General features: G+C 66.2%; 13 protein-coding genes. 8 read left to right on the top strand and 5 right to left on the bottom strand.

From position 1 onward, the window contains the following. Nucleotides 1–215: 215 nt before the first annotated feature. Nucleotides 216–503 carry a hypothetical protein gene (locus EV189_RS08240; protein WP_130492432.1) on the top strand — a complete coding sequence of 96 codons (288 nt, stop codon included), beginning with the start codon at nucleotides 216–218 and terminating at the stop codon, nucleotides 501–503. Here the strand turns inward: EV189_RS08240 and EV189_RS08235 are convergent. Then, the gene (locus EV189_RS08235) at nucleotides 484–1,746 is read right to left on the bottom strand and encodes a hypothetical protein (protein ID WP_130492431.1); all 1,263 of its coding nucleotides are present in this window, start codon (nucleotides 1,744–1,746) and stop codon (nucleotides 484–486) included. The genes EV189_RS08240 and EV189_RS08235 overlap by 20 nt on opposite strands. 12 nt (nucleotides 1,747–1,758) lie before the next feature. Then, entirely contained in the window at nucleotides 1,759–2,796 is a 1,038-nt protein-coding gene (locus EV189_RS08230) for a GmrSD restriction endonuclease domain-containing protein (RefSeq protein WP_231116188.1), read from the bottom strand. Nucleotides 2,797–3,222: 426 nt separating this feature from the next. On the opposite strand from EV189_RS08230, the gene EV189_RS08225 reads away from it, so the two are divergent. From EV189_RS08225 to EV189_RS08205, 5 genes are all read left to right on the top strand, one after another. Further along, the gene (locus EV189_RS08225; RefSeq protein ID WP_130492429.1) at nucleotides 3,223–3,612 is read left to right on the top strand and encodes a potassium channel family protein; all 390 of its coding nucleotides are present in this window, start codon (nucleotides 3,223–3,225) and stop codon (nucleotides 3,610–3,612) included. Nucleotides 3,613–4,259: 647 nt separating this feature from the next. After that, nucleotides 4,260–4,796: a DUF6932 family protein gene (locus EV189_RS08220; protein ID WP_130492428.1), complete on the top strand. Its 537-nt coding sequence runs from the start codon at nucleotides 4,260–4,262 to the stop codon at nucleotides 4,794–4,796. Between the two features lie 670 nt (nucleotides 4,797–5,466). Beyond that, nucleotides 5,467–5,775: a hypothetical protein gene (locus tag EV189_RS08215; protein ID WP_130492427.1), complete on the top strand. Its 309-nt coding sequence runs from the start codon at nucleotides 5,467–5,469 to the stop codon at nucleotides 5,773–5,775. Nucleotides 5,776–6,134: 359 nt separating this feature from the next. Next, a complete protein-coding gene (locus tag EV189_RS08210) occupies nucleotides 6,135–10,439 on the top strand; it encodes a hypothetical protein (protein WP_130492426.1) in 4,305 nt (1,434 codons plus the stop codon). 26 nt (nucleotides 10,440–10,465) lie between these two features. Then, nucleotides 10,466–11,326 (top strand): hypothetical protein, encoded by an 861-nt coding sequence (locus EV189_RS08205; protein ID WP_130492425.1) that lies wholly within the window; start codon nucleotides 10,466–10,468, stop codon nucleotides 11,324–11,326. A gap of 71 nt (nucleotides 11,327–11,397) precedes the next feature. Here EV189_RS08205 and EV189_RS08200 read toward each other — a convergent pair whose 3' ends face one another. The 3 genes from EV189_RS08200 to EV189_RS08190 all read right to left on the bottom strand — a co-directional run bounded on the left by EV189_RS08200 (nucleotide 11,398) and on the right by EV189_RS08190 (nucleotide 15,005). Next, nucleotides 11,398–11,868, bottom strand: coding sequence for a hypothetical protein (locus tag EV189_RS08200; protein WP_130492424.1), 471 nt, complete (start codon nucleotides 11,866–11,868; stop codon nucleotides 11,398–11,400). 487 nt (nucleotides 11,869–12,355) lie between these two features. Further along, on the bottom strand, nucleotides 12,356–13,795 hold the full coding sequence (locus EV189_RS08195; protein WP_165400196.1) for a helicase-related protein: 1,440 nt from the start codon (nucleotides 13,793–13,795) through the stop codon (nucleotides 12,356–12,358). Nucleotides 13,796–14,822: 1,027 nt separating this feature from the next. Then, nucleotides 14,823–15,005: a helix-turn-helix transcriptional regulator gene (locus tag EV189_RS08190; protein WP_130492422.1), complete on the bottom strand. Its 183-nt coding sequence runs from the start codon at nucleotides 15,003–15,005 to the stop codon at nucleotides 14,823–14,825. Between the two features lie 89 nt (nucleotides 15,006–15,094). Between EV189_RS08190 and EV189_RS08185 the strand changes: the two genes are divergently transcribed. Both EV189_RS08185 and EV189_RS08180 read left to right on the top strand, forming a co-directional pair. Next, nucleotides 15,095–15,712 carry a hypothetical protein gene (locus tag EV189_RS08185; protein ID WP_130492421.1) on the top strand — a complete coding sequence of 206 codons (618 nt, stop codon included), beginning with the start codon at nucleotides 15,095–15,097 and terminating at the stop codon, nucleotides 15,710–15,712. After that, nucleotides 15,705–16,847 (top strand): tyrosine-type recombinase/integrase, encoded by a 1,143-nt coding sequence (locus tag EV189_RS08180; protein WP_130492420.1) that lies wholly within the window; start codon nucleotides 15,705–15,707, stop codon nucleotides 16,845–16,847. Before EV189_RS08185 ends, EV189_RS08180 begins: the two co-directional genes overlap by 8 nt. Nucleotides 16,848–16,859: the final 12 nt, after the last annotated feature.

Genomic DNA, 16,859 nt, shown 5'->3' with positions numbered 1-16,859 from the left:
CCACCGCCGTCTGCGTGGGCATCTTGACCCCGGGTTGCTTAATCGCGTCCCGGCATGAGTGAGTGAGTCCGCTCAAACTTCCCGGGAAAATCGGGACTGCCCCAAGGGGCGATGCTTGCATGCGCCACCGCGCCAGTTGAACAGTTCTCCTCTTTGCAGGTGCGCGACTCCCGGCTACCGTCACGGCTATGCCTCGCTCGAACAGTCGTCGGCCCGTGAAGCCCACCGACCGTCTGCACTGCGCCATCTGCCAGCAGATCGGCGACGACCCGGAGACGCCGCCAAAGCCGTACTTCGTGGCATTCCTCGACTACCGCGTGCAGAGGCGAGACCTCTGTGACGCTCACGCTACGCCGCTGTGGTCCCTGTTTGGGGACCTCTCTATCGCAGACGGACCGGGCCCACACGACGCCTGGCTCGTGTGGCCCAGCGAGCAGGCTATTGCCAGCTATTACATGGACAGCGCGGCACCGCGGGAACAGATCAAGTCTCGCGCGAAGTGAGGCCTTGCTGCCAAAGCTGAGTCGCGGGTGCCTCCCAGGCCACGAGTCGCCATTGTCCCTCCCCACGGCTTGGCAGCCAAGATTCGCCATCGGGCGTCTCGGCAATCCACCTCAGCCTGACCTCGGTGGTGATGTTGGAGTGCAACTGCACCGTGGCCCAGCCGGCGGCGAGGGCTTCATGTTCCACTCGAAGAACCTCGAACGAGTGCAATGCATAGCCTCGGTACGCCCTGCTCACGGCCTCAATGGCTCGCTTCGGCCTGAACTGTTGGGCAGTCAGATCGGCCATACGGTCGTACCGCTTGGCTTGCCAAGCCAGGCAGAAGTCCCTGCACGCTTGATACAGGGGGTGCGTTGGGTTCGTATTCGCCGGATCTGTCCAAGATCCAGGCGCCCAGTCGCTCAAGGCCTCCTGGTCGAGTGCGCGCTCCTTCTGCTGCTGGCCGATCTCTCGAAGGAGTGCACCCAATGGTTTGCTTGGCTCTGGCCTACGCTTTTCCTCAGTGGCGCGAGCTTGAGCCCAGTTGACAACGCCGAAGAGTCTGTTCCAAGCCTTCGTGGCTACGATGACGTTGTCGAAGTTTAGAAGGGTGCCGTGCATGATGCCGTTTCTGTACAGGTCGTGCACTGGCTCAGTACTCGTTTTGAAGAAACCCTTCGTGAAACTCGCCTGACCAGCGGCTAGGCCTTGCGCGTGTCCAATGAACGAGTCCCAGACGTCGAAGTCGCTTCCTTCGCGCGCGTGCATACCCCTGCGTGGAGACTCAAGGTCGTTGACGAGGCCGTCCATCATGGCTAGGAGAACTAGTGTGCTGGCGTAGAAGCGACCGGCTTGGTAGTCCTCAAGTGCCTTCTCTAACAAGGGAAGCCGCGGCCGAACTTCCGGAACGGCGCGAGTCTGACGCAGTAGTAGCGAGAGATTGCCCTCCTCTCGGTACCACTGGATTAGCGCAGCTTCAGCCGCATCGGCAGACCCAGCTGACACCACCCGGGTCTCAACCGCCTCAAGACTCAAGGTGTCGTGAAAAACCCAGTGACGCTCACCGAGGAGCGCGTAGAAGCTTTCCACGCTAAGAGTAATCCTTTTTAGCAGGTCAGCCGAAACCTTGAGGCTCTTCCGTGCGCTGGGTACAAACAGGGCGAGGACTCTTCCTGCGGCGATCTGGCGGCGCAACTCGACAACGGTCGGAAGCTCATCAGCGCTGCGGTAGAGGCGTCGCCTGCTGCTGCCGTCGTCGCTCAAGGCTGCCGCGTCTCACTCACAAGCCACTCCGTCCCCATCACGGTCAAGACCCGGCCGGTAGCCAGGCTGTCCTCGGTACAGCGGTGCTGCTCCTGCAGCCCGCACGGCATCGCAGTTGGCGTAGTAGACGTCAGCAGCGGGTGGCGGAGGCGTCGTGGCAGCGACAGCGGGAGCCGTCGTGACGGGAGCAGGGTCCGCAGGAGGCGGAACGACGACCACCACGGGAGCCGGAGCTTCGGTGGTCTGTGCTGGCTGAGGCGGCACGTACACAGGAGGGACTGGCTGTGGCGGCAGGGTGGGTGTCGGGTTGACCACCGGTCCGGGCACGACGGCCGGCGTCGAGACGACCGGCCGAGGGAGGCCAACGCCACCTCGGGGCAGCGTCTGACCGCTGCAGTTGGCCAGCACACGAGCTGAGGCTGCCTTCTCGGCAGCCGTCATCCAGAGCCCGTACTTTGCCTTCACGGCCACCTGACGGGCCACGTAGGAGCAGCGGAAGGGCTTGCTCGGGGGAAGCCATGAGGCCGCGTCCTTGTCGCCCTTGGCCTCGTTGGCTGCCTCGCTCACCGCCAGGAGGTTCAACGGGTCGTTCGCGAATGTGAGCCGCCTGGAGGCGTCCCACTGCTGGCCACCGGTCTGCCAGGCGTCGCCCAGAGCGACGACGTGGTCAATCTGCACGGCGCTGGCTCGAGCCTTGAGGAAGGCGAGCTGCTTGCCTGTGTAGGGGTCAGTGAGCGTGCCGGTCAGGACGACGCAGTTGCGCGTCCCTGCCCGGAAGGTAACCGTCTTGAGGTCCCGCTTGAGGATGTCGTTCCGGGTGTCACATCCGTTGCGATCCACGTCGGCCCAAGCAGGGCCGAACTGGGACCGGCTGTAATCGGTGAGCGGTGCTCGACCCTTCACCGACAGGCCGGCGAGGGTAGAGCTCGCGCTGGCTGTCGCCGCGCTTGCTCCCGGCCCGGACGCCAGCAACGGAGCCGCGAGGACGACGGCTACCGACAGGGCGGCAGCGGCGAGTGTCAGGCGAGCCGACGGCAGGGGCTTACGCACAGCGCTCCTCAGGTTACGTTCCGAGCACTCGGAGCATATGGCGGACCACCGACAGAAGGAGGTGCTTCGCCCAGTCTCCTGACCTGCAGGAACAGGAGAGGCACCAGGACCGGCTGACCAGATATGAGGCGCAGAGCGACTACCCCTTACTGGTGCTGGCCCTGGTCTTCGTGGTCGTCTACGCGACCGACGTCCTCTGGCTGCACCCTCCGACGATCTGCCGGCACGTCCTGGACTCGCTCTCGTGGCTCGTCTGGCTGGCGTTCGCGGTGGACCTCATAGTGCGGGTCTGGCTGGCGCCTAAGCGCCTGCGGTACCTGGTGACGCATCCGGTGGACGCGCTCATGGTGCTGTTGCCGGCCCCGCGCCCCCTGCGTGTGCTCCGGGTCTTCATGGCCGGGCAGCCTGTTCTCCAGAGGTGGGGGAATGCTCAAGTCCACCCAAGCCATCGTGGCCGCTCCGCTGACCCTCGTGGTCATCGCTGCGCTGGCCATGCTCGACGCCGAGCGGCGAGCACCCGGTTCACACATCAGGACGCTCGCGGACGCCGTGTGGTGGGCCTCCACAATCGTGACGACGGTGGGGTACGGCGACACCTACCCCGTGACAGGCACAGGGCGAGTGGTGGCCGCTGCGCTCATGCTCGTGGGCATCGCCCTCGCTGGGCTCGTCACGGGCACCGTCGCCGCCTGGTTCGTCGCCCAGACTCGACAGGCGGAGGAGCGGGTGGAGGACCAGCTGCTTGAGCGCCTAAGCGCCCTTGAGGTGCAACCTTCCGCACTGACGATTGCAGTGTCGGCCAGCAAGCACGACTAGGCCGAGCGCTCGCGCGTTCCTCAGAAGCGCTCCGCCCTTGTTCCTTCACGGGTAGGTTGCCGGGCTGGTGTCTCTGTCAGCGCGACGCGCTCGTGGGGCCCGCGTAGCTCAGTTCCGGTGGGTCCAGATACTTGGTCGAGGGAGAGGCGTACCGGTCGTGACACACTCGAATGGAGGTCGGTTGGCGCGGGCTGCCGTTCTTGTAGTCCTAGTTGCTGCGCTCGCCGTTGGGTCTGGGTGGTGGGCGGGCAAGCACTACGCCACCATCGGGCGGCCCGGAGTCGCAGGGCCCGCTGGGCCGCCAGGCCCGTCCGGCCCGCCAGGAGCTCAAGGACCCTCCGGTGCGATTCCAGAATCTGTCCTGCAGGAGCTGAGGGGTCGTCAGCACCAGCTTGTCCTTGCCGCCGGGGCCTGCCCCTCGGGCACTTCGTTCGTGGTGCGCGTGCCTTCGGAGGACTACCTAGAGTGGGAAGTGCAAGGGGTTGTGCAGCAGCAGTTGGCTCAACAGGGTCTGGCCTCGAACTACAGCAAACGGACCATCACGTCCTCAAGCACACTGGAGTTCCTGCTCTGTGACTAGCTTCGAAGGTCTCCGTCGTCCGGCCGCACCCCTCCATGCCGCCGCTCCTTGGATCGAAGGTGTCGCCGTGACCACACCCGCACTTCAAGCCGGGCAGCTACCGCCAGGGCGGTGGGTGGCTGATCTTGTGGCGGTTGAAGCCACCTACGTTCCTTCGAACCCCGCTGACGTTCGTCGACAGATTTGGGAGGAGTGGCGCAGACTAACCCTGGTTCTGCAAAGCGTGGTCGGGTCGATCCCGGCTTGCTGGCTATCTGGCAGCTTCTTCACCGACAAGGCGGTCCCAGGGGACCTAGACTGCCTCTACATAGTGGACGTCGAGCGCCTCAAGGCGGTAACAACGCGCGGAGACCCGGGGGAAACCAACTTCATCTCCATTGTTGCCGCAAACGCTGTCAAGCAGGTGTTTTCCCTGCGGGTTGACTCCTTCATTCTCGAGTGGTCCCCATATGCTGGGCCCCTTCCGCCGGGAACCTCCAGGCAGTACCATGAGGATAGGGGCTACTGGGACAATCTGTGGGTTCGAGTGAAGGATCAGGATAAGCGTCTCGATTCGGTACCCCGCCGAGGCTATCTGGAGGTGATCATTGATGGCTACAGATGAAGCCTCCGATCGCCTTTTTGCACTTTCGAGAGAATATGCCAACCAGGGGCAGATCGCTCAAGAGTCAGGCGATTGGGGGAGGTTAAGTCGTGAGGCCCTTCTGCGGCGTGCCGACCTCAATGTGCGAGAGCAGCTCTCCGAAGGAGATTTAAGGATTCACGGTCCGGCAATGCTAGGTCACTCTGCCGAGCTAGGGGCGGTAGGTGCAATTGCTCTTGGATGGCAGCGTGCGGTATCTGCTGTCGGTGCTGGACTTGAGCAAGTCAAATCGGTGCGTGGCACACTTCCTGCCGATGTGGTGCAGAGGACAGCACTGTTGCTCCAGGCAGCGCCGGCACCAGGATCCGTGGTACTACACATCGCCCCGAAGGCGATCGCGCTTGACGAGGTTGAGCCCGCTGGTGCGCTTCAACTATACGAGCGCCCTCGGCCTCTAGCTGACCGGGCGAGCGAAGTCTTGATCTCTCTCCTGCGAAGGATCGTCGATGTTGCGCCGTCGGACATAGAACCAGTCACGGAAGAACTGACCGAGCTTGGTCCTCGAGTGGGTAGCTCCCTCTCTTCGCTCGCACTTGCGCTGGATAGGACTAATCTCACTCTCGACGCTGCCTGGAGAGAGCCTGAGAGGGCAACTGTACGAGCAACGGTGACCCCTAGTGGGGCAAAGTGGATGCGCGAGTTCATCGCTGGTCGCGGGTTGGATGCCGAGCAGCTCAGAGTGAGAGGTAACCTGCGGACGATCAGCGATCGGGAGCGGTGGTTGGTTGAGGTCGGCGATCGTGCGCTGCGGATGGACGCCAGCGAGTTGACACCCGCCGCGGTCGCTGAGTGGCGTGTGGGGGACTTGGTCGATCTCTTGGTGCGCGTGTCGCAGGTTGAGCGGCCCGACGGGGCTGTGCGGCGGGACTACGCCATCCTGGGTCTGAGTTCTCCTGATGGTGCCTTCACGCCCAGTGTCGAGGGCTTCGAGGACGACTGAGCGGATTGGCTCCACGGCTGTCGCCGGACAGAGTTCCTCCTGGTCGGGGGTCGCCAGATTCCCCCAGGCATTGGCGTCCACGTGTGTTGCCAAGTGGTGACACCAACCCCTTTGAACTGGTGAGGGTGCTTCGTCAGGCGCTCTCCCTTGCGCCCTCTGGTGCGCGAGGACGGTGGAGTAGGTAGCGGTCAAGGGACGGGCTGCTACCGCTCCGCCGGTCTCTCTGTCCCAGAGACACCTGCTCGTCGCACTCAGCGGCGCTACTGCGGCACCGGGGCTATCCCCTGGTGCCGCTTCTTTCGTGTTTCTGGGACTCCTTCAAGACGCGTACCTGAGGGGTGCGTGCAGATGGGAGCACCATGTTCGACAGCTTTTTCAAGACGGTCGGCGACATTGCGGACGACGCGGTGGACGGGGTTGGCAACGGCATCGGCGTGGCTTGGGACCTGGCCAAGGCGACTCACGCGCCACAGGCGGTGGGCACCGGCCTCGATGCCGCCGGAAAGGTCTACACGGCCACAGGCAGGGCACTCAGCACCGCTGAGCAGGTGACCGGTGGCCTGGCCATGCTGCGGCCCATCAGCCCGCAGCAGGCGTGGGACAACAACATCAGCCCGGTAGAGGCCGGGCTGGGCTACTGGTCCCAGGTCGCCAACGACTTCGGTCTGCACAACGGCATCAACTACGACACGGTCAAGAGCTATACGCGGCGAGGGGGAGCCAACTACAGCCCCGTCGCCATGCTCGGGACAGGCGCGACGGACGCCGTGGTGTCCTGGTACGCCGACCCGCTGGTGCTGGCCGGTAAGGCCCTCAAGGGCGTTCGTGATGCTCGAACCACGGTCACGGCTGGCGACCTGAAGTCGCTCCGGCCGGAGGCCGAGGGCATGGACCTGACCCGGCGGCAACAGCGGGTGCAAGGGCAGGCCAAGGCCATCATCGAGGGCACGGACGGGTTGAGCTCCGCCGAGCTCTACCAGCACCGGGCCTTCCGCGAAGCACCTCAGGGTGCTGCGATGGCGGACCTCTTCGCGAAGGCGAACACCATCACCGACGAGACTGGCCGTTGGGAGACCAAGCGGCGGATCCTTCGCGTAGCCCTCGGGGACACGCAGGAGCTGACCAGCCTCTCGCAGGAGCGAGCGGACCTGGCTGCACAGATCGAGCGGCTCCGAGAGCCGGTCGAGCAGATGGACAGCCTGGGGGCCCGCACGGCCCAGGAGGACGGTCAGCTGTCACTGTTCGAGCCGAACGACGACCAGCACCTGGCGTCGGCAGTGGCCGAGTGGCAGGCCAGCAACCGGCAGCTGGACGCTCTCAACCGCCTCCACGACACCTTCGGCTCATGGGACACAATGCCCGGCCTCAGCCCGCTAGACCGTGCCCGCCTCGAGCGGTACACAGGCGGCTACGTGGCCCAGGACGGTGTCCTGTCCACTCCGCTCCGGGTCATGGCCAAGGCGACTGAGCGTCGGGCGGCGGGCTGGGTCAACCTCCATGACGAGGCCTCTGCCAAGCAGGTGCAGAACATGCTGCAGTCGGTGCCCCGGTTGTCGCCGGAGGACAGGGATGCACTGCTCGGTCGGTACCTGGCAGCGCCTGACGACGCCTCTCGTGGTCGGGCCCTGGACTCCATCGAGGCACACGTGTTCAGCCACGTCGCCTCGGTCTTCGACATGGACCAGGCGACGGCTGAGGGGGTACTGAGGGAGACGCGGTACCGCAGGGGCCAGCTGCTCCAGCAGACCCGCAGCCGGGCCTACACGGGCGCGACGCGGCAGCCGAGCACAGAGGAGGTGGCCCGTGGTGCCGCACCAGGACAGCCCGTGCCGGTTGGGGCGGTGCAGGGCGACGACGGCGCATGGACAACCCTGCCGATCCACGAGACGCAGCTCGCCAATAGCGTGCCGCTGCTGGATGTGGACGCCTTGTCCACGGCGCTGAAGCGCGCTCGTGACCAGGGACTGCGATCCTTGGCCAACTCCGCAGGCGACATCACGCGGGACGGGCTGGACGTGCTGCAGAGCTTCTGGAAGGCCACGACGCTCATGCGTCTCGGCTACCCGGCACGGGTGGTGACGGACTCTCAGCTGCGCATCATGTCGGCCGTGGGGGCCATGACCTACCTCGCCACTGCTGGCGAGGCCGGCCGGAACCTGCTGCGCAACCGAACCAAGGCGACAGTGGCCGATCTGGTGGACGCCTCGGAGCGGGCTACCGCCCGGATACGGCTGGACCATATCGACAGCCTTCCGGCTGGCCAGGTGGACGACGCGCTCGAGGCCGAGCGCTCCGGGCTGCTGGACCGACTCGCCGAGCCAGCGAAGACCGCGAAGGTGGACCGGGGCCCGCAGGCGAAGCAGCGGCTCGGCGTCGGCACTCGCACAGTCAAGGGCGTGCAGGTCGAGGACGCCCACGGCCAGACGTTCGAGGACTACAAGCTCTCGATGAAGGTCCTCTCCTCTGGCGAGGACTTCTCGCGCCTCCTCGCCAACAGCGAGGGGCAGATCCTCAACCGTCTCCGCGGCTCCGGGAGCTTCACGGTGCTGCGGGGGACTGACGAGGGGCACGAGGCGGCATGGCTTCGGGCGGTCAACCAGCAGTTGCGGCAGTCTCAGGTGGCCAGCCGTCTGCTCGCGGGGCAGCGGGACAGCGAAGTGGTGGGCTGGCTCAAGGGCACGCCTGAGGGTCGCGAGACGGTCCGGAGGATGAGGGCGCTCTACGCCACCCCGAGGGAGTGGGTGGCCAACGTCCGCCAGGACGTCGAGCATCTACTGCCGGACGAGTCGCTGCGGCAGACGGCTGCGCAGCGGGACATGACGGTGGAGGACCTGCGCCAGGCCTTCCCACAGGCGGAGAACCGGCCGTGGGTGCATGGGGAGCTTGTGGCTCATCACGTCGGCACGGGGACGGTGGCTGACTTCTGGAACACGATCGTGCAGCGTTGGTTCCGGTGGGCAAACGACCTTCCCGAGGACATGCTGGGCCGGCATCCGCTCTACGTGGCGGCGTACCGGCGCAAGATCGGAGACCTCGTCGCCCGCGCCCAGGAGGATGCCGACGGCACCCTCTCGGCCGACGTCATCCACGCCCTCGAGCGCCAGGCTCGTCAGCACGCTCACAAGCAGGTGACGAGCACGCTCTTCGACATGGCCTCGCGGACTAACGCAGCGCACTTCTTCCGCTTCGTGTCGCCGTTCTTCTCCGCTTGGGAGGACGCGATGACCAAGTGGACCTCGATCATCGCGCGGGACCCGTCCGTGGCCGTCCACGGCATGCAACTTTGGGACGGGGTGAACAAGGGCCTCACCGTTGTTGACGCCAACGGCCAGCCCGTCAAGGACCCCAAGGGGCTGGGGGAGGGCCAGTACATCGTCCTGCCCGCCCTGCCGGGCATGGGCAAGCTGGCAGGCATCAACAACTGGAGGATCTCCAAGTCGAGCCTTAACCTGGTGATGCAGGGTGACCCGTGGTGGCTCCCCGGCTTCGGGCCGCTGGCCCAGATCCCGGCCAACGAGATCGTCAAGCGCAAGCCGGACCTCGCGAAGGACCTCAGCTGGGTGCTTCCGTACGGCCCACAGGCCTCGAGCCTGGAGCTTGCGACCGGCAGTCGGACGCTCGTGGCACTGCGCAAGGCGTTCAACCCGTCTGACGCCGACTACGCCAGCACCTTCGCCCAGCTCTACCAGGCGGAGACCATCCGGTACCACCAGGGCCAGCGACAGACGGCTCCCACGATGGACGAGATCGAGCGCAAGGCTCGCAACTGGTACATCGCCCGAGCTGTCGCGTCGGGCGCGCTCCCCGTGTCAGCCCTCCCGGCCAGCAAGTACAGCTTCTACTTCGATGAGGCGAAGCGGTACCGAGCCCTGTACGGGGCTGACTGGCAGACGAAGTTCTACGAGGCTTACCCGAGCTACTTTGAGGCCAGCATCTCGTTGAACAAAAACAACACGGGAATCGATGCAACGGATCGAGCATGGGCTGCCAGCCGCAAGTACAAGGACCTGATCGCGAAGGCTCCGGAGTACGGCTGGTTTGTGGTGGGCGAGGACGCTGACGGTGGCAACTTCTCGCCGGCCGTTTACACAGCCCAGCAGGTCACCCGTGTCGCCCCGGGCTCCTCGGAGACCTACCGGTCCCGGAAGGACCCGAAGGACGCCATCGCTGACGTGAATACGCAGCGAGGGTGGATGCAGTACCAGCAGGGCATGGACATGCTCAACGGAGCCAGGACCAAGCTCGGGCTGCCGTCCTTCTCTGCCAGCGGTGCAGAGCAGCTCAACGCGGCCAAGCAGGCCTTCGTGGCCAGCTTGGAGCAGCAGAACCCGGACTGGCAGCGCGACTACACGACTCGCGACACGGGTCGAGTGGCGCGCTTCCTTGACTTCGCCAATGCCGTCGCCAACGACCCGAGGATGAAAGGGCGGGGCGATATGCAGGCAGTGAGGACCTACCTGCAGGGGCGAGCGCTCATGCAGCAGGTCCTGTCCCGAGTTGCCGCCAACGGCGGCTCCGCCTCCCTCACCGCCACCAGCAACCGTGCCCTCGCGCAGGCCTGGGATGCCTTCGCCACCTCGCTGCAGGACCGGTACGTCACCTTCAGCGACGTCTGGAGCCGCGTCCTCGAAGCGGACGACCTCACCCACCAACTGCCGGCTTGAGCCGACGACCGGAACTAGGACACCTCATGGCAACGACTCCCGCGCCCACCGGCGCCACTGACGCGTCAATGTCCGCGCTCGCGGCAGCCATCTCTCAGGCCATGCAGGGAGGGGCTGGCCAGCAGGGGGCCATCCCTGGCCTGGGCGTCTCCAAGTCCGAGCAGGGCACCTACAAGGTGTTCCTCGGTCACGGTGGTGCCACCTCTGGCTCCACCTACTCCGAGCAGGTCCCAGGTGCCGCCGGCCCCAACCGGCAGCCCATCATCTCGGACTACGACTCCGCGATGGCGGACATCTACAAGTGGACGCCTGACAAGCTGAAGTCCTGGGAGCAGCACCTGCTGACTGCCGGGCTCATCAAGCCCGGGCAGTACGACTTCTCGGACCTGGTGAGCGCTTGGCAGAACTCGGTGGACCAGGCTGCCAAGTTCCACACCCTCGGGGGTAAGAACGTCACCCCCGAGCAGGTCGTGGACATGAACGCCGGCCTCCTTGGGACCAAGCCCAGCGGTCCCACCACGCAGACCCAGACGGCCTCGTCGGTGAACGAGGTTGACCCGGGGTCTGCTCGGGATGCCCTGGACAACGCCTTCCGCCAGCTGCTGGGGCGGGACCCCAGCAACAACGAGCGGGAGCAGTTCGCCACCCGGATGCTCAAGGCATCCAAGGCGAACCCCTCGGTGACCACGTCCAAGCGGACGACCACCACAGGCAAGGACGGACTGTCGTCTACGACCACCTCGAGCACGGACACCAAGGGTGGCTTCACGGCCAACGACGTGCTGAGGGCAGCCCAGGACACCGCCAAGTCCCTGCCGGAGTACGGCGCTCACGAGGCCGCTACGACGGCCTACAACTGGCTCCAGCAAGCCATCGCCAGCCCCTGAGTCACAGCAACACGAAGCGCCCCGTCCTCCCGAACAGGGAGGCGGGGCGCCTTTCGTGTGTCTGGACTAGCTCACCCTAGGAACTCTGCACGGGGGAAGCCCCACATGTCCGCGAGGTCCTGCAGGACCATGGCCAACCGGCGGACCTGAGGCTGAGCATGCTCACCTGTCGGCCGGAACCATAGGTGCGTCTCGTGGGGGTCATCGGGGAAGCGATGGCGAAGGCTGAGGTAGCCGGGCTCCGGAACCAGGTCGGTGCTGTAGCCCCGCAGGGTCCCGGCCTTACCGTGCCAGGCAGCGCCGGGCACGAGGAAGGTGATTCTCCGGGGAGTGAGGTACAGGTAGCCTTGCTCGTCCCCCCATGGGGACGCATCCAGTAGTGCCCGCCAGTCGGCGTATACGGGAGAGCCGAAGTTCACTCCCGGTGACATCCGGAGTTTGGCCGCCTGGCCATAACCGTAGTTAAGGAGCTCCTCGCCGGGCTCTACAAGCCCCTGCTGCTGGAGCCGCTGCCACAGGTCCATGGCGAGCGAGGCCTCCATCAGCGGACGACCTGCAGTAGGGGCGTCTCATTATGTGAGACGGTCCGGGGCAGGTGCAGCACTTGCTCTACTGAGCCCCACTGCCGCGCGAGCCGGGCGGATTCGGCGGCGAGACGAGAGCAAGCATCCTCGCTCCCGTCATCCGGAATGAGGACCAGTGGCGCTTGGCCGCCCCTGAAGCGCCACACGTACCCGTCGGCCAGGTCAGTGGAGCCGCTCTCCACCAGGTTGAGCGCGCTAAGTGGACGCTCGAGCACGCGCTGAGGTACCGACGGGTGTGCGTCGGATCGAGCTAGTAGCCGGTCGTGCAGGAGCCACAGGCGGCCCTGCCAAGCCCAGTGCTCCTCAGGCAGGTACAGCACGCCCCTCGCGCCCTTTGAGGGCCTCTCGTAGGCCTGCACGCGCCCCGTCAGGGCGAGCGACTCCCAGGCGCTCCGGTCCGCTGCCTCCGATGTCATCGCTGCCTCCTTTCGGTAGGGAGAGCGGCTCATGCGCCGACCCTCCAAGGGAGAACCGAGAGCGCTTCCCCGATCTTGCGCTCGTGAGTGCGGAGCTTCGCCCGCTCAATGTCGTGCTCCAGGAGTACGTGCAGCACCTGGTACGTGGCGTGGCGGGAGCCCATGCGGGCCACTCGTCCTTCCCGCTGTGCCTCCCGTGCGGGGTTCCAGGAGATGCCGAGGTTCACCTGCAGGTTGGAGGCCTGCAGGTTGAGCCCTGTCTCAAGGACCGAGCTGCCGGCGAGGGCCGTCACCTCCGGGTCGTTGGTGAAGGCATCGACCGCGTCGAGTCGCTCCTGCTTCTTCGCGGTGCCGGTCACGACCAGGCACCGTCCGAACCCCCGGGCCTCCCATCGCTCAGCGAAGGCATGCGCCTGGTCCACGTGCTCGGAGAAGACGACTGCTTTGCCGAACTCGGTCCGGCGATCGCCCATCCATTGGATAGCTCGGTCGACTCGCGTGTACCGACCAAGGGAGCCCTCGGGCAGCTTGCAGCCGTCCAGTATGGACTCGACCGTCGCCCGTGGGGTCTCACGCATTCGCCGCCTCCTGGCGTCGGCGTCGGCAGCCGCAAGTACCTCGACCTGGTCCGGGTGCAGCGGGGCCCACAGGGTGACCTCCGGCAGTCGCTCCGGGAAGCGGAAGCGGCGGAGGCTCTCCTGGTCCCCCCGTGCAGCGGCGTCGGCCATGAGCTCCGGCCAGGTCCGCCCATGCACATGCGGCTCCACGAGACTGCGGACCTGTCGCCTTCCCATGGCCGTCAGCCTCATGGCTGACTGCCAAGCGTTCGCCTGCTCGGGACGCCAGCAGTACCTCGACTCGAACTCGTACTCGCTGGGCCACGGCTGGACTCCTGCGGCATGGACCGTCTTCCAGAGCGAGCCGGCGTCGTTGCCGAACGGGGTGGCGTCCAGGGCGAGCACCCGAGGAGCCTTGCGAGCGAGGGCTCGCACCGCCGCAAGGGACGCGGGCGGGATCCGGCTCGCTTCGTCCAGGATGATGAGGTCCCACGGCACTGTGGCCGCCCAGACCGGGATGCCGGCTGCGTTGCGTGCCTCTCCTCGAGCACCCGTGCCAGCCAGCTTGCGATAGGTACCGAAGACCACCTGGACCGGGCAGACGCCTGGACGAGGGGCCTTGCCGATCCCTGGGCTGTCGAACGTGCCCAGCTTGAGGCCGGGTAGGACGCCGCCTGTGTCCCCGTGAGTCTGCCGCATCAACTGCGCGCTGGGGCCCAACACCAGCGCGTGGCCAGTGGGCTTTTCCAGGAAGGCTCTGGCAAGCGCCAGTTGCGCGACGGTCGTCTTGCCAGCACCAGGCGGCAGGGAGACGACCACCTTGGGGTGGACGGTGGCAAAGTCGAAGGCCTCCCACTGGTGGTGAAGCGGCACCCGTCCCTTGAGGACGGGCCGGCAGGCCTCGGGACTCAAGGCTGCACCTCCTCGTGGAGGTGCCGGCGGGTAGCGGGGGCTGAGGATCTGGTGCTGTCCCGGTGGGACAGCGAGTCGTGAGGGACGTACACGACGAGCTCCTGACGGAGTGGGTGACCCAGGCCTAGCGGCCTGGCGGGTAAGGGGTGGCCTCGACCGCAGGGAAGAGGCCGGGGGTAGCGGCAGGGAGCCCCTGTGGGCTCCCCTGAACATGAGGACCTAGGAGAGGCCCATAGGGGCCTCGACGGGAAGACCTCTGACTGAGGGGTTAGCGCAGGTCAGCCGCCATAGCGGCTGCCTGCTGGCCTCGACCCGGAGGGTCGGTATGGAGAGTAGGTGTGTGCTCACGCTTGTTGGCGTGAGCTGTTCCAGAACCCTCGGCTCCACTGAGCCTCGTCCAGGCACCCTCTTTATAGAAGATCCGGGAAGGAACCGCAGGTCAGACGGCATATCGCGGAAGCGATAGTGCCGTTAGGAGCCCTTTTTGGAAGCATTGCTTCCAGCATCCCTGAGGGCCGCTGCAACAGCATGAGGGTGAGGGTCGAACCATTGGCCGTTAGGGCCGCCTGACCACGCCAGAGCGTGGCCGTGCTGCGGGCAGTCCTGGATCTTGTACCGGGTACCCATGTCCCACACGGTCAGGGGCAGCACGAGGCAGCGCAGGGAGGAGGTGGGAGCGAGCAGCTCCGCCTTCACGAGGGTGCTGATCGCACCTCTGAGGTGCCTCTCGCCGTAGGGCCCGAGCTCACCCGTGCTGCGGTTGAGTCGCAGGAGTTCCTGCTGCAGGCGGCCGAGCTCGAGCGGAGCATGGCCCCCCGGGCCGGCGAGCCCGCTCGCGAGGAGGAAGATCCGAAAAGAGAGGTCCAGCGGAGCCTCGAAGTCCTGCCGCTGGGCGGCACGGACGCATGCGGAGCCCTTGAGCTTGGCCCACTGTGCGCCTGTAGGGCGGGTGGTGTGACGTGTCGACATCTGTCTTGGTCTCGACCTTCTACGTTTCGTTCGACAGGTAGCGCTGTTGCGGGTCAGGTCAGGCGGCGGTGCCCTCCGACTGCTGAGCGAGCCAGGCGTCCACCTCCGACAGCCGGAAGCGAAGCTGCTTCCCGAGCCGGTAGCGGGGGATCCCCAGTCGCTCCGCGTTGTTGTAGATCCAACTCACCGGCTTGCCGATGTGCTCGCCAACGGCCGCGGGCGAGACGAAGGGCTCTCGCATGAATTCTCCTCATGCAGTAGGTTGTGCTCCGACATGTTGCAGAGTATCGTGTGACACGCGGTGTTGCAAGGAGGGGTTGGAGGCAGAACATGACTGGACGCGACTTCGTCAGCGTCGCAGTGCGGTTCGGAGACAGACCGCTGCCGATGCTGGCGGTACTGCAGAACGACGACTGGGCTGTTCGGCTGCGGGTGGCCGACGTGAACGGCGACGCCGCCGTACAGGAGCTTGTGGTCGCGCCTGTGACGCACTTGGGTGAGTTGCTGGAGTCCCTGGACCTCGAGCAGCACTGGCTCACCTCAGGCCAGCTGCCGTCTCCCGGGTTGACTGCGCGAGCGCTGCGCGAGCTGCCCTTGGGTGCGCTACTGGCTTTGGCTCAGGAGCATGTTCAGGCGCACAGCACTGCGGTCGCTCGACCGAGTCGTGACGACCTCGAAGGCGTGGCAATAAGCGAGCTCAAGGGAGACGTGCTGTTGGCCTACACGGCTCAGCGCTACCTCGAGTTGCTCACCGAGGGAGCCGGTGCCGCACAGAAGGCGGCGGAGGAGTTTGGCATCCGGCCGGCAGCTCTGAACTCACGACTCGCTAGGGCTCGCTCTCGGGGGCTACTGACCTCGGTTGGGCGGGGCAAGCGCGGCGGAACGCTTACGTCGCGCGCGTGGTCGTTGCTCAACTCCTACCAGGAAGCGGGGCTGGCTGATGGCTAGCGCGACGAAGCGGGGCAGCGGCTACCTAGGGCGCTACAGGGGTCCCGACGGCAAGGAGCGCAGCAAGACCTTCGACCGCAAGGGCGACGCACTGCGTTGGGCGCAAGAGCAGGAGCGCAAGGTCCGCAACCAGGACTGGGCTGACCCCGCACTGGCAAAGGTCACGGTGGGTGAGCTGTGCGAGCACTGGCTGGCTACGCTGTCCGTGAAGCCCAAGACCCGCCTGTCCTACGAGAACCTGCTGACAACCGCCGTGCTGCCTACCTGGGGCACCGTGAGAGTGGACCGGGTGACGCACTCGGCGGTACGAGCGTGGGTCGCCGGCATGACCGGGGCTCGCGGACTTCTGCTGTCGGCGTCCCGGCGGCGGCAGGCCTACAACCTCCTGGCATCCGTGCTGGATGCTGCCGTGCTTGACGGGCGCCTGACCAAGAACCCGGCACGTCCCGCTGACGTGCGCGGTCGTCGTGCCAACTTCCTCCCAAAGGTCGAGGCTCCCGCCCGCAAGCGGTACCTCACCCACGAGCAGGTGGCAGCCCTCGCTGACGCGGCGGGGGAGTACCGGCCCCTCATGCTCGTGCTGGCCTACTGCGGCCTCCGCTGGGGCGAGGCTTCGGCCCTGCGCGTTCGGCACGTGGACCTGCTACGCAAGCGCCTCCTCGTGGAGGAGGCTGTAGCGGACATCCGCGGCAAGCTGATCTACGACACGACCAAGACCAGGACAAGCCGGCGCACGGTGGCGGTGCCGCCGTTCCTGCTGGCCGACTTCGAGCGGCTCATGCAGGACAAGGGCCCGAACGACCTGCTCTTCACGTCGCCTCAAGGGAGCGCCCTGCGGCTGCCCAACTGGCGCAAGCGCGTCTTCGACAAGGCCGTGATCGCGGCAGGGCTCGAGGGGCTCACACCGCACGGGCTGCGGCACACAGCCGCCAGCCTCGCGGTGCAGAGCGGTGCCAACGTGAAGGTGGTCCAGGCGATGCTCGGCCACAAGGACGCGGCCATGACGCTCAACGTCTACGCCGATCTCTTCGACCAGGACCTTGACGACGTCGCAGCGCGGCTAGACGCGGCCTACAGGGACCGGCAGCAGACCAGGAACGTGGTCCGCCTGACCGGCACCGCCGGCGGGGCCTAATCAGCCTGCCTC

This window comes from Motilibacter rhizosphaerae (assembly GCF_004216915.1).
Taxonomy (GTDB): Bacteria; Actinomycetota; Actinomycetes; order Motilibacterales; family Motilibacteraceae; genus Motilibacter; species Motilibacter rhizosphaerae.
Note: the sequence above shows the minus strand (reverse complement) of the source record. Positions and strands in the feature narration are given on the sequence as shown.

Bases quoted from the DNA above. Each gene is read 5' to 3' on its own strand.
- EV189_RS08225 (WP_130492429.1), top strand. From the start codon at position 3,223: ATGCTCAAGTCCACCCAAGCCATCGTGGCCGCTCCGCTGACCCTCGTG.
- EV189_RS08215 (WP_130492427.1), top strand. From the start codon at position 5,467: ATGCGCGAGTTCATCGCTGGTCGCGGGTTGGATGCCGAGCAGCTCAGA.
- EV189_RS08210 (WP_130492426.1), top strand. From the start codon at position 6,135: ATGTTCGACAGCTTTTTCAAGACGGTCGGCGACATTGCGGACGACGCG.
- EV189_RS08205 (WP_130492425.1), top strand. From the start codon at position 10,466: ATGGCAACGACTCCCGCGCCCACCGGCGCCACTGACGCGTCAATGTCC.
- EV189_RS08200 (WP_130492424.1), bottom strand. From the start codon at position 11,868: ATGGAGGCCTCGCTCGCCATGGACCTGTGGCAGCGGCTCCAGCAGCAG.
- EV189_RS08190 (WP_130492422.1), bottom strand. From the start codon at position 15,005: ATGCGAGAGCCCTTCGTCTCGCCCGCGGCCGTTGGCGAGCACATCGGC.
- EV189_RS08185 (WP_130492421.1), top strand. From the start codon at position 15,095: ATGACTGGACGCGACTTCGTCAGCGTCGCAGTGCGGTTCGGAGACAGA.
- EV189_RS08180 (WP_130492420.1), top strand. From the start codon at position 15,705: ATGGCTAGCGCGACGAAGCGGGGCAGCGGCTACCTAGGGCGCTACAGG.